The 12,213-nt window shown below is 69.8% G+C and carries 10 protein-coding genes and 2 pseudogenes; 8 read left to right on the top strand and 4 right to left on the bottom strand.

Going from position 1 to position 12,213, the window contains the following annotated elements; all coding sequences use genetic code 11:
• Positions 1–26: 26 nt before the first annotated feature.
• A pseudogene (locus tag ACWCQ6_RS03525) lies at positions 27–367 on the bottom strand (site-specific integrase); the annotation flags it as partial.
• Here ACWCQ6_RS03525 and ACWCQ6_RS03520 point away from each other — a divergent pair.
• From ACWCQ6_RS03520 to ACWCQ6_RS03495, 6 genes and pseudogenes are all read left to right on the top strand, one after another.
• Positions 359–451: pseudogene (locus ACWCQ6_RS03520) on the top strand (LLM class F420-dependent oxidoreductase); the annotation flags it as partial. The pseudogenes ACWCQ6_RS03525 and ACWCQ6_RS03520 overlap by 9 nt on opposite strands.
• Positions 452–569: 118 nt before the next feature.
• The gene (locus tag ACWCQ6_RS03515; protein WP_451085100.1) at positions 570–2,051 is read left to right on the top strand and encodes a peptidoglycan D,D-transpeptidase FtsI family protein; all 1,482 of its coding nucleotides are present in this window, start codon (positions 570–572) and stop codon (positions 2,049–2,051) included.
• A gap of 175 nt (positions 2,052–2,226) precedes the next feature.
• The gene (locus ACWCQ6_RS03510; protein ID WP_451085099.1) at positions 2,227–5,760 is read left to right on the top strand and encodes a hypothetical protein; all 3,534 of its coding nucleotides are present in this window, start codon (positions 2,227–2,229) and stop codon (positions 5,758–5,760) included.
• 279 nt (positions 5,761–6,039) lie between these two features.
• A complete protein-coding gene (locus ACWCQ6_RS03505; protein WP_451085098.1) occupies positions 6,040–6,678 on the top strand; it encodes a hypothetical protein in 639 nt (212 codons plus the stop codon).
• 190 nt (positions 6,679–6,868) lie between these two features.
• Entirely contained in the window at positions 6,869–7,195 is a 327-nt protein-coding gene (locus ACWCQ6_RS03500; protein ID WP_451085097.1) for a hypothetical protein, read from the top strand.
• 134 nt (positions 7,196–7,329) lie between these two features.
• Positions 7,330–8,133, top strand: a complete 804-nt coding sequence (locus ACWCQ6_RS03495) for a hypothetical protein (RefSeq protein WP_451085096.1) — start codon at positions 7,330–7,332, stop codon at positions 8,131–8,133.
• A 167-nt stretch (positions 8,134–8,300) separates the two neighbouring features.
• On the opposite strand, the gene ACWCQ6_RS03490 is transcribed toward ACWCQ6_RS03495, so the two are convergent.
• From ACWCQ6_RS03490 to ACWCQ6_RS03480, 3 genes are all read right to left on the bottom strand, one after another.
• The gene (locus ACWCQ6_RS03490; protein ID WP_451085095.1) at positions 8,301–9,224 is read right to left on the bottom strand and encodes a helix-turn-helix domain-containing protein; all 924 of its coding nucleotides are present in this window, start codon (positions 9,222–9,224) and stop codon (positions 8,301–8,303) included.
• Between the two features lie 337 nt (positions 9,225–9,561).
• Positions 9,562–9,807: a DUF397 domain-containing protein gene (locus ACWCQ6_RS03485; protein WP_451085094.1), complete on the bottom strand. Its 246-nt coding sequence runs from the start codon at positions 9,805–9,807 to the stop codon at positions 9,562–9,564.
• Positions 9,804–10,670 carry a helix-turn-helix domain-containing protein gene (locus ACWCQ6_RS03480; protein WP_451085119.1) on the bottom strand — a complete coding sequence of 289 codons (867 nt, stop codon included), beginning with the start codon at positions 10,668–10,670 and terminating at the stop codon, positions 9,804–9,806. The genes ACWCQ6_RS03485 and ACWCQ6_RS03480 overlap by 4 nt, the downstream gene beginning before the upstream one ends.
• Positions 10,671–10,804: 134 nt before the next feature.
• Here ACWCQ6_RS03480 and ACWCQ6_RS03475 point away from each other — a divergent pair, with 134 nt between their 5' ends.
• Together ACWCQ6_RS03475 and ACWCQ6_RS03470 are read left to right on the top strand one after the other, a co-directional pair.
• Entirely contained in the window at positions 10,805–11,275 is a 471-nt protein-coding gene (locus ACWCQ6_RS03475; RefSeq protein ID WP_451085093.1) for an ATP-binding protein, read from the top strand.
• Between the two features lie 300 nt (positions 11,276–11,575).
• Positions 11,576–12,154 (top strand): hypothetical protein, encoded by a 579-nt coding sequence (locus ACWCQ6_RS03470; protein ID WP_451085092.1) that lies wholly within the window; start codon positions 11,576–11,578, stop codon positions 12,152–12,154.
• Positions 12,155–12,213: the final 59 nt, after the last annotated feature.

The following is a 12,213-nucleotide window of genomic DNA, read 5'->3' as shown; positions in this document are numbered from 1 at the left end:
ATTTGACGGCAACGCTGACGGCAACGTCAGTGGACGACTACTGCGGCGGGTGGGGCGACAGGGTCGTCGTCGGCCTGGCCGAGGACATCGTTGAGCGTGTCGATGGCTTGGCGTTGGAGGCGGAGTCGTACGTGGGCGTAGACGCCGATGTGAGCGTGCCCCAATAGTTCCTTGATCACGACGAGGCCACTGTCCTGCCGGGATGCCCCTGCGGTCTCGCGTTCCGTGCCCTGCCGTTCCTTGTGCTGCTTGAGGGAGTAGATGCATTCGGTCGGGGGCGCGATGCGGAGTTCGGACGCCGGGGTCTTGGTGGGCAGATGCATGAGCCGCCGGTGCGGGTGCGCTGGAGGGAGTGTCGGACCTGGGCATCGAGGAGGTCGTGCTGCAACTGCCTCCGGCGGGCGAGCCGGAGGTGCTGCGGGCGCTCGACGGCTATGCGCAGTACCTCTGAACGGCCGTTCCGGCGGGAACGGCCGCGACCGCAGCTGGTTGTGCGTGCAACCATTTGCCCGTGTTCGGCATCTTCCTCAGTTGGGATCGAGCGTTCGTGAGTACGGGAGTGGATCAGGATGAACAGGCCGTTGCGGCACATAGCCATATTCTGCGGGCTGCTGGTGATGGCACTGCTGCTGCGGGCGAACTGGCTCCAGTACTTCAAGAGCGAATCCCTGGCCACCCATGAGAAGAACCGCCGGGTGAAGATCACCCAGTTCGCCACCCCGCGCGGCGACATCGTCGTGGGCAGCGAGGCGATCACCGGTTCCAAGGCCGTCGAGGGGACGGACTTCAAGTACAAGCGGACCTTCAAGCAGGGCCCGATGTACGCCCCCGTCACCGGATACGCCTCCCAGGCGCAGGGCATGTCCCTCCTGGAGAAGACGTACGACAGCATCCTCAGCGGCCAGGACGACCGCTTCGCGTTCCGGCACGCCAAGGACATCATCACCGGCGAGCAGCGGCGTGGCGGTGATGTGATCACCACGATCGACCCGAAGGCGCAGAAGGCCGGTTACAAGGGACTGACCGACCTCGATGCGCGGGGCGCGGTCGTCGCGCTGGAACCGAGCACGGGGAAGGTCCTGGCCCTGGTCTCCACCCCCTCGTACGACCCGTCCGTCTTCGCCGGGAACTCGTTCAAGGAGGGGGACAAGTTCCAGGCGCTCGTCGACGACAAGAGCAAGCCGCTGGCCAACCGGCCGCTGCGGGAGACCTACCCGCCCGGCTCGACGTTCAAGATCCTCACGGCGGCCGCGGCCCTGGAGAACGGCGTGGTCACCGATGTCGACGCGCCGTCCGAAGCGGTCTCCCCGTACCCCCTGCCGCTCTCCACGAACAAGATCGGCAGCGAGGCCGGCGACGCGGTGTGCAGCAAGGCGTCCATGAAGACCGCGATGCAGTACTCCTGCAACAACGTCTTCCTCGACGCGGCGTCCAAGGTCGGCGCCGAGAAGATGCGGGAGACCGCCGAGAAGTTCGGCTTCAACGCCGATGTCTACTCCGAAGAGTTCGGCGACATGCTCGCCACCAAGAGTCTCTACCCGAGCGAACTGGACAAGCCCGGCACCGCGCTGACGGGCATGGGGCAGGGCAGCCTCACCAGCACACCGATGCAGATGGCGATGGTGACGGCCGCCCTGGCCAACGACGGCAAGCTGATGCAGCCGTACATCGTCGACGAGCTGCGCGGCCCCGACCTGTCGGTCCTGGAGAAGAACGAGCCGAAGCTCAAGAGCCAGGCCGTGTCCGAGGAGACGGCGAAGAAGGTCCAGGAAATGATGGAGTTCACGGCCAAGGAGGGCAGCGCCCAGCGCGCCCTGATCGACGGCGTCACGGTCGGCGGCAAGACCGGCACGGCGCAGCGCGGCATCAATGTGAACGACAAGGTGCCGTACGGCTGGTTCGTCTCGTACGGCAAGTCCGGCGACAAGTCGGTGGCGGTCGCGGTGTTCATCGACCCGACGGCCATGGACATCTCCCGGTCGGACATCTCCGGTGGCCGGCTGGGCGCGCCGATCGCCAAGAGCGTGATGAAGGCGGTCCTGGGCAAGTAGCCCGTAACCGGAACCGAAATTCCTCGGACGGCCCCGGACGCCTGTGCGATGATCGCGTGCGCTCATCTTTACGAGTCGCGCACATCTCGCTTGTGTCCCGGGCCGTCCCGCGTTCGCGCGTCGTTCGTGAAGCCCCCGGCAGAAGCGCACACTTCACCGGTCCGGGGGGAACGGAATGTCCAGCTATCCACACACGGCGGCGAGATCCGGGAGAGCCAAGAGATCCGGGAGACCGGCGAGATCGGCGGCCTACGCCGCTCTGTTGCTCGCGCTCTCGGTCCTGCTCTCGCTGCTGATTCCGGCGAGCGCCGCGCAGGCGTACGCCTCCACGGCGGCGGCCGGCAGCACCACCGATGCCACGGCCGAGGAGGACTGCGCCACCCTGCCGCTCTCCCGCTTCGGCGAGGCCGCCCCGGCGGAGGGCAAGCCGACGATCCCGGGCGATGGCACGGCCTGCTTCACGTTCACGGCCGGGGCCGCCGGGCTGCACAAGGTCGTACTCGTCGGCGGCGCCAACGCCAGCACGTACGCCCATGTCTACGACGGCGAGACGGAGATCGACTGCTACGACCCCGAGTGGGGCGCCGGCTGGTGCCTGCTGCCCCGCTCGGGCGACTTCACGCTCAAGCTCTTCAACAACTGGTCCGAGCCGAGCAGCCCCACCGTCGCCGTCGTCCCCCTCGGCACCACCGAGGGCTGTGCGCCCGAGATCGGCACGTCCTGGGACACCGCACCCGTCGTCGCCTCCGCGGCCGGGCCGACCGCCATCCAGTGCCAGCCCTTCGCCGGCAAGCCCGGTGAGCGGATCAGCAACAAGATCAGGACGACCGCGTACGGCCAGAGCCTGTCCTGGATCACCGACGAGACCGGCGCCCGGATCTGTCCGCACTTCAATGAGGACGGCAGCGAGGGCTGCGTACTGCCCGGCGACGGCCCCTACCGGGTCCTCTCGCAGGTCAGCCAGGCCGAGCACGGTTTCCCCGCCGAGTACACCCTCACCGTCCGCCGCACCTCCGACCCGGCCGGCTGCGCCCACCCCGCGCTGAACGGGTACAACGCCGGCCCCACGGCCGCCGGCCCGGCCCACGGATGCCGGACCTTCACCGCCCCGGCCGCCGGACGCTACGACGCGTACGCCGTCCACGACGGCGCACGGTCCACGCTCGCCGTGTACGACCGGGACGGCAAGACCGCCTGCGCCACCTGGGACGTCTGCACCCTCCCCGCCGCCGGTGACTACACCGTCTTCACCGACGCCCCCACCCTCGTCATCGACCAGTCCGCCACCACCGGCTGCGTGCCGGTCGAACTCGGCGTCCACAGCTCCGAGTTCACCGTCGGCGGTGAGATCGACTGCCTGTCCCTGCCGCTCCCCGAGGGCGCCCGGCTGGCGGCGCTGGAGGCCCTCTACGGGCCCGCGCCCCACCCGCGCGTGACTGTCGTCGACGCCGACGGCATCCAGCGCTGCGACCCGTCCCGCCTCACCGACGGGACCTGCGGACTCACCGGCAAGGCCCCCTTCCGGGCCCTGGTCTCCAACACCAGCGAGTCGCAGCCGACCGGCCCGTACACCCTCGTCCTGCACCGCACCGACGCGGCGGGCGACTGCCCCGCCTTCCCGGCGGGCGACTTCACCGCGACCGGCCCCACCGCCCGCGTCACCACCGGTGACGGCGTCTTCTCGCGCTGCCTGAGCATCCCGGCGGACGACCACAGCACCCGGGAGAACATCCAGCTCCAGGCGGCACCCGGCACCACGTCCCTCGCCCAGTTCACCGTCCTGGACGTCCAGGGCAAGCAGATCTGCTCGGCCCGCGCCTCGGTCTCCACCTGGACGACCTGCGCGCTGACCCCGGGCGTCGCCCACACCGTGCTGGTCACCGGCCGCGACACCCCTGCCGAGTACGTCCTGGCCCGCCGCGACGTCACCGAGACCGCCAAGGGCTGCGCCGCGAACCCGGCGACGAAGCCCGGCGGCCCGTCCGCCGGCGGCGCCATGGGCGCCCCCGGCGAGCTGCGCTGCCGCCAGGTCACCACCGCCGACGCCGAGGACACCCTGCACATCGACGTCCGCGACTCGCTCGGCACCGCCAATGTGGTGGTCTACGGCGCCGACGGCACCGCCCTGTGCAACAAGAACCAGGCGTGTGCCGTCACCGGCTCCACCCACTACCAGGTCCTGGTCACCGTCCCCACGACGCTGAAGGCTCCCGACTCGTACCGCTTCGACGCCCTGCGCATCGCGGGCCCGGACGGACCGGCCGCCGAGTGCGAGAAGGTCGCGAGCATCGCCTACGGGTACGGCCCGGTCACCGGCACCCTCGACGAGGAGCACACCGCCGTCTGCGCCGCGCTGCCCACCGCGTACAGCGACCGCTTCAAGATGGAGATCAGCGACACGACCGGCGCCACCGACACGGCGGTGCCCGCGCTGTACGACCCGAGTCTCGACAACGGCTGCACGTACGCCATCCCCAGCGGTTACTCGTGCGCGGTGATCGAGAACTACTCCAGGGAGGTCACCCCGAGCATCCTGGTCCTCTCCCTGCCGGAGAAGGCGTCGCAGACCTCCTACAAGGCCGAGGCGGTCTGCTCGGGGCGCTGCGGCATCGAGCGGGTGACCGTCACGAAGCTCGCCCCCACCACCGGCGTCTCCGGTACGAGGACGACGGTCGAGGTCACCGGCACCGCCCTGCACCAGGACGACCGCGTCGTGCTGCGCAACGCCGGCCGGGAGATCACCGGGACCACCGTCTCCGTCTCGCCCGACCGCCACACCCTGACCGCCGAGCTGGACCTGACCGGTGCGGCCGAGGGCGCCTGGAGCGCGAGCGTCATCACGCACGGCGGAACCGAGTACTCGCGGGGCAACTTCACCGTCACCTCGGCCCCGCTCCGCAACAGCGCACTGCCGACGATCGGCACCACCGCCCGCGTCGGCGACCACCTCACCGCGGCCCCCGGCACCTGGGCCCCCGCCCCGACGTCGTACGCCTACCAGTGGAACGCCGACGGGCAGCCGATCACCGGCGCGACCGCCGCCACCTACACCGTCCCCCTCTCGCTGCTCGGCAAGAAGATCGGCGTCACCGTCACGGCCCGCCGCACCGGCACGGCGGACATCCAGGCCACCTCGGCGGCGCTCACGGTCGCCAAGGGCGCGGCGCCCAGGGTGACGACCACCCCGAAGATCACCGGCACCGTGAAGGTCGGCTCCAAGCTGACCACCACGAGCGGGAGTTGGCTGCCCGCCGCCACCTCCTACGGCTACCAGTGGAAGGTCGACGGCAAGGCGATCAAGGGTGCGACGGCGTCCACGTACACCGTCCCGGCGTCGCTGCTCGGCAAGTACATCACCATCACCGTCACGGCCCACCGCACCGGTCACGCCGACGGTTCCGCCACGCCCGCCTCGGTGAAGGTCGCCACGGGCAGCGCGCCCAAGGCCACCAAGCAGCCCACGGTCTCCGGCACCGCGAAGGTGGGCCGCACCCTCAAGGCCGCCCACGGCACCTGGACGCCCACCCCGACCTCGTACGGCTACCAGTGGTACGCGAACGGCAAGGCGATCTCCGGTGCGACCAAGTCCTCGCTGACGCTCAAGTCCGCCCAGCGCGGCAAGAAGATCACCGTCAAGGTGACCGCCCGCCGCACCGGCCACGCCAGTGGCACCGCCATCAGCAGGGCGACCAAGGCGGTTGCCCGCTGACGTAGTTGATCCGGACGCAAGGGCCGGGCGCCCCGCACCCGACAGTGCGGGCGCCCGGCCCTTGCGCGTGCGGGCGTCCGGCGTTCGCGGCCTGTTGCCGAACGTCAGCCCGGCGTCAGTGGAGCATCAGCGGGAACGGTGATCATGGGGCCGCTGCGATCGTCGGCCCCCGTGGGCCGACGGTCGCAGTGGCGTGGTTGCGAGGAAACTTCATGGCATCCCCCGTCACGAATGCCTTGTATGCGCGCCGTCCGGAATGTGACATTCAGAGAGGGAACGTTGAGAGCAAAGATCGCCAAAATCGCGGCGGCCACACTGCTGGCCGTCGGCTCCGCCGGCGTGATCGTCGCCACCGCCTCCGCCTCGGAGGACACCGACATCCCCGTCCCGGCAGTGAGCGCCTCAGGGCAACCGGAACCCGGCTCCACCCTGCCCGAGTCGCCCAGTCCCACTCTCGCCCCGGAACCGAGCGGGACAACGGCACCTCCGGGGCCGGGCAGCACCACAACGCCGCCCCCGGATCAGAGCAGGACCACGGCACCGCCCCCGGAGCCGGACCAGACAACGACACCGCCCCCGGAGCAGAGCGAGTCACCGGAACAGCCGTCGCAGGGCTACAGCGGAGCAGCGAGCTTCTTCCGCGCCGACGGGGTGCCGGGGGCGTGCGGCCAAGTCATCAGGGACGGCGATTTCGTTGTCGCGCTCGACCACCGCATGTTCGGATCCGGATCATCCGAGTCTCCTCAGTGCGGAAGGAAGGTCGTGGTCACACACAACGGAAAGTCCATAACCGCGAAGGTCCTTGACGCAAGCCCGACTTCGGAAACACACGGCCTCGATCTGACACCCGCCGCATTCGGGGAGCTCGCCTCGCTGGACCGGGGGACGATCGACGTCACTTGGCGTTTCGTGGAGTAGTCGGCTCACTCTTGAGCAGAGGTTTTCGGTAAGTCTCGCGAGGCGGGGCCCGGCCGACCGGGTCCCGCCTCGCGAATTTCGGGGTGGCCGGAATCTCTCGGGCTTCGCTGCGGCCGGTCGCGCCGCCGTGGCCCTGCGCACCGTGCGTGACAGCATTTCCGTTGAGCATCGATGGCCAACGGGGGAAGCCATGCTGCGTATCCACTTCACGGGCAGAGATCTGGAGAACGTCCGCATCGCGCGCCGGCCCGACCCGCTCTGGGAGATCGTGTGCAGCCTGTGCCGCCTGCAGAACCGTGAGGGCGCGCTCGCCTTCGACCCGTGGCGGCAGGCGGCCGGCGGGCTGCTCCGCCGGGGCGGAGCGGCCCGGGACGCGGCGTCGGCGCTGCGGAGTCTGGTGCCGCGCGCCGCCTACTTCCCGGACTTCCTCACCCCGCCCGTCGAGGGCGGCCCCGATGAACTAGCCACCGGCACACCGGCACACCGGCACAGCGGCATCGGTATAGATATGCGTTGAATGCCTTCTTTGTACCCGACCGGTCCTGTGGTGTCACGCCCTGGGATTGCCCGAAATGACAGGTATGGGGCCCGTCGATACGTTCGTCGCGGGTCGGCCGCCCGGCCGACGTCTCTGAGACGGAGAGAAGTGACATGTCTACGCGTACCTTCGCTGTGGCCGCCGCCCTGGTCGGCACAGCGGTCCTTGCCACCGGCATCACCTATGCCTCGACTGACGGATCCACTCAGGCCGAACCGGCCGCCGAGCGGGCCGAGCAGCCCGCCCATCGGGCCGCCCCGCCCGCCCGGCAGGTCGCCCCCGCACCGGCCCCCCTCGCCAGCGACAGCGACAGCGGGACGGGGGACAAGGGGGACAAGAGCTCCGACAACGAGGGCTCCGACCAGGGCGGGCGCGACAACGGGGGCTCCGACCAGGGCTCCGGCAACGAGGGCTCCGACCAGGGCGGGCGCGACAACGGGGGCTCCGACCAGGGCTCGGGCAACGAGGGCTCTGACCAGGGCGGGCGCGACAACGGGGGCTCCGACCAAGGCGGACGCGACAACGAAGGCTCCGACGGGGGTGGGCGCGGCGACGAGGGCGGCGACCGGGGCGGGTACGACGACGAGGGTGGCGGCCGGGACGGGGGCGACCGCGGCTACGACCGGAGAGGGGAGGAGCGGATCTACTTCAACGAGCGGACGTACTCCGCCCATTCGGAAGGCTGCAACACCGCGGCCAGCGGGCTGGGATCGAGCAGCTTCAGCATCTACAACAACAGCCGGAACGTCGTCGAGGTCTATCGCGGGTTCGCCTGTGACGGCGGTTCTCCGGTCGCCACGGTCGGCCCCTATAGCAGCAGCTACGGTGTCGCGGCCCAAACCGTCCACAACAGCCGGTTCTTCGGCGACGGCGTCGTGGGCAGCTTCCGGGTGATCGGCCACTACGGGGAGTGGTGACGGCCCGAAGCCCCGCGAGGCATGGGAAGCGGCGGGCGGCGGATGACCTCCTTCGCCGCCGGCGGCCGTCCCGGCTTGGCGCCCCCGGGCCCGGAGGCGTACGGCGATCCGTTCACTGTCGACGGGCACGCCGCCACAGTCGAGTATGACGAGTTCAGGAGCAGTGGTCATCCGCCCAGGACGTGGAACGGGGGGTGGGTGTCGTCGGCCGCTGCTTCTCGGCATTCGCGGCAGTTGCCCGGGGTGGGGGAGCGGAAGGCCCGGTCGCAGCGGTCGCAGTTCTGGAGCAGCACGGTGGGGTGCTCCAGGGTCGGCGGGGGCGGGAGGAGAGCGGCGAGACGGTACCGGAGGAGCTTGGCGGGGCGGTTGAGGGGCTGGGGCAGATCGTGGGTGAGAGCGTGCCGGAGGGCAGCGGGCGTGGCGCCGCGCTCGAACCAGGTGGCGGCGGCGGGGGCGAGTAGGACGACGTCCTTCTCGGTGAGGGTGATCTCGGCCGCGTGCCGGTGGAGATCGGTGAGCAGCGCGGTGGCGGCACGGAGGTACTGGGGGAGCGGGTTGCGCGGCTGGGGGAGCGGCGGGGGCGGAGGCATGGGGGCGGGCGCGGGCGTCGACGGGGGCGTCGCAGCCACGGGTGCGGGTGCGGGTGCCGGTGCGGCCGCGGGGGCTGATGCGGGTGCCTGGCGGCGTGGCTTGGGCGTAGACGCTGGGCGCCGTTGCGCGTTACCGGTCGGCTGGTTGTAGGAGCAAGTGCGGGTGACGACCCGGCCATTGGGCAGCCGCTCGCGGGTACGGCTGAGATAGCCGTGAGCCTCCAGCTCGCGCAGCGCGGCGGCGATACGGGCCTCGCTGTCGGGAAACCGCTCGGCGAGCGTCTTGATGCCGATCCGTGCTCCGGCGGGAAGCGACTGGATGTACGTCGAGAGCCCGATCGCCAGCAGGGAGAGCTCGCGGTGCTGGGCGAGGTGGTTGCCGATGACGGTGAACCGGCTGGTGTGCCGGGTGTTGATGTGCATGACGCCGGATGTCGGCGTGCCGTCCCCGCGAACGCGAGACGGGGTGCGCGGGGGCGCGCTAACCTGCTGTGTATCCATCAGGAAGCTCCGAACTTCCTCGGTGGTCAGGCCCTCGGTATGGGAGTCGCAATCCCGGCCGGGGGCCGACGCATGTCTGGGGGTTGTCGTGGCGAGCATATGTCAGCCAATAGCCCGGAAATCCAGCCCAGTTGGCGAACCTCACCCGTGTGAGTGACGGGCCCCTGTGCGTGGCTGGGGGAGGGGTTGGGTTGGGTTGGGTTGGGAAAGTTTCTTCTTCCCAAAGCCTTTAAAAGCCTTTTTACGTCGGGGCTCACCGCGTCGCGGTCCCCCGGGTCGCGGCGCACCGGGTCGCGGCTGTCGCGATCCGGTGCGGGCCCAAGCGTGACGGGTGCGTTCAGCCCTGCTGCGCGTACGTGACGAACGCGGACCAGGCGCCGGGGGTGATGTCGAGGTGGGGGCCTTGGGTGTTCTTGGAGTCGCGGATGTGGACGGTGGTGGGGCAGGTCGCGACCTCGACGCACTCGCCACCCTCGCCGCTGCTGTAGCTGCTCTTGCGCCAGTCGTAGGCGACCTCGATGCAGTTGCCGCCCGCTCCGCTGCTGTAGCTGCTCTTGAACCAGTTCAGTTGCCCGGTGCTCATCGCTCTCCCAGCATCTTCTCGATCGTGGCCAAGGACTCCCCTGGAGTGAGAGCCACTGATTGCATAATTCCATAGCGGACGGCCAGCGCCCGGACTTCTTCCGGCTCGGTGATGAGCCTCGGATATCCGTGAATCTCCAGGTAGGCGAGCTGCTGCTTCCCCTTGGGGGTGATCAGGGTGAATGGCCCGTCGATGCTGGGCTGTTCGGTGCGGTCGAGTGGCACCAGCTGGAGCTGCACCGTCCTGAGACGGCCGATGCGCAGGAGCGCCTGCAACTGTTCCCGATGCACGTTCCGGCCCCCGATGGGGCGCATCAACACGCTCTCGTCCAGGATGAAGTGGAACGTGGGCGCGGGCCACGGCTCGAAGATCTTCTGCCGGTCGAGCCGGTCGGCCACGCGCTTCTCGACGGTCTCCTCGCTGAGCAGCGGCCGCCACTGGGCGAAGATCGCTCGGGCGTATGCCTCGGTCTGGAGCAGTCCGGGCACGGCCTGGTTGTTGTAGTCGTAGATCTGCGATGCGGATGCTTCCAGGTTCGCGTAGCCGCGATACCACTCTGGATGCCGGGTACGCGCCTTCGCCAGCGCCTCCCGCACCTCGTCGACGGCGGCACACAGCACCCCACCCGCATCGAGGAGCGGGTCCACGCGGATCAGGAAGTCCGGCTGCGGCGTACGTACGCCCCGCTCCATCGCCGAGATCAGGTCTTCCCCGCAGTGGGCCGCGAGACCCAATTCCTTCTGGCTCATCCCCGCGCGTTCGCGCAACACCTTGATCTGTTTGCCCAGCGCCTTGAAGAGGTGCGCCGTTCCATCCGATTCGGCCGGCCGCTCCGGCCTCTCTTCGCGTTCCGCGTTCGCCATCTGCCCCGCACCGCTCTCTGTTCGCCCGGTCACGGCCGACGCCCCGTACGGCCGACAGGGCGTGCCCGTACAGCTACTCGGCGTCGAGGTGTCACTCCTGGTCAGCGTACGAGCAACCGGACACGCTGAGTCACATGAACGCCGAAATCACCCTTGCGGGCTCCGAGTTCGTCCAACGCTTCAGCGCCACTCGTCGGGGCGCGCGGCTCGCCCGTCGGCTTGCCCTGCATCAACTCGACGCGTGGGGCGTGCCGTACGGGAGCGAGCTCTCCGAGGACGCCGCCGTGATCGTGTCGGAGCTGGCGGCCAACGCGGTGCTGCACGGGCTGGTGCCGGGGCGGGACTTCGAGCTCCGGCTCGTCGTGCTCACGGGCACGCTCCGTATCGAGGTGTCGGATGCGAAAGGGGAGCGGGATCCGGAGGTCAGGCCCTCCCGCCCCGGCGCGGAATCGGGGTTCGGCCTGCACCTGGTCGGCGCGCTGGCGACATCGTGGGGCGTGAAGGACCGGGGCGTTGGCAAGACGGTATGGGCCGAGTGCGCCTTGGAGGCGTCTGAATGTATCCCCGGCTCAGCCGGGAGGGATTTGGCCCACCACTCCGGATGACGGCTCGCCCACGATCTGGTTGGACGATGCGACCGGCGACTTGATCATTCAGTCATGGAAGGCGGACGAGGAGACCATCCGCCAGGCACAGGAAGTCGGCTCGGTGCCGGGTCGGTTCCGGCTTGTTGGGTGATCTGCGATCATGCCGAGATGTCGATCACTGTCTCCGTGCCGTGCCCGACGTGTTCGGGGCGCGCCCGACCCGCCTGGTCGGGGAGTCCTGCGCCGCGCTGGGCCGCGCTGGCCGGCACAGCGTGTGTGGAGTGGGCGGACAGCACTCTTTGCAGCCTGCCGCTGGACGTGCATGAGCCGTTCCTCAGGGCGGAGTCGCCGCCGCTGCCCGGCGAGGAGCGGGTGGTCAGGGTGCACGGGCCCTTCCTCGCCGAGGGCCGAGCCCCGTTCTGGGCGCTGTTCGAGCCTGCTCTTGCCGCGCTGAACGGGCTGGACGAATATCCGGAGTTGATGCCGAACTGCGCGATGGCCGCTTGCACGCCCCTCGCCGTGCTCGACCGGGGAAGCGGGCACGCCTCGGTGCGAGTCCGCGTGGAGGAGGTCACGAAGCTGGTCGAGGCCGCAGACAGATTCCCGCCCTCGACTGCCGGCTCATTGGAAAAATTGCTCCCTCCGGGTGGGAGCGGGCTGACGACCAGCCAGGCCGTTTCGGGCGGCCTGCGCTACTACGACTGGTCGCTTCAGAGCGACATCGGGTGCTGGGCGGTGTGCACCGACGACGACGAGCACGGCATGGCGGTCCTGCTCTACGGGGAGTGGACTTTCGATCAGGACGACGTCGCTCTTGGCCATCGCCCGCTCTCCCCGTCCGAGACCGCCCTGCTGCGGGCCGCGTGGCCCGACCCGCGCCCCGGCCGCAGCGGATGATCCACTGACCGAGCCAATTGCGGCAGCCACAGCCGGGCGGCGGCACGCCATGCAGTCGC

This window comes from Streptomyces sp. NPDC001880, from assembly GCF_053594575.1.
Note: the sequence above shows the minus strand (reverse complement) of the source record. Positions and strands in the feature narration are given on the sequence as shown.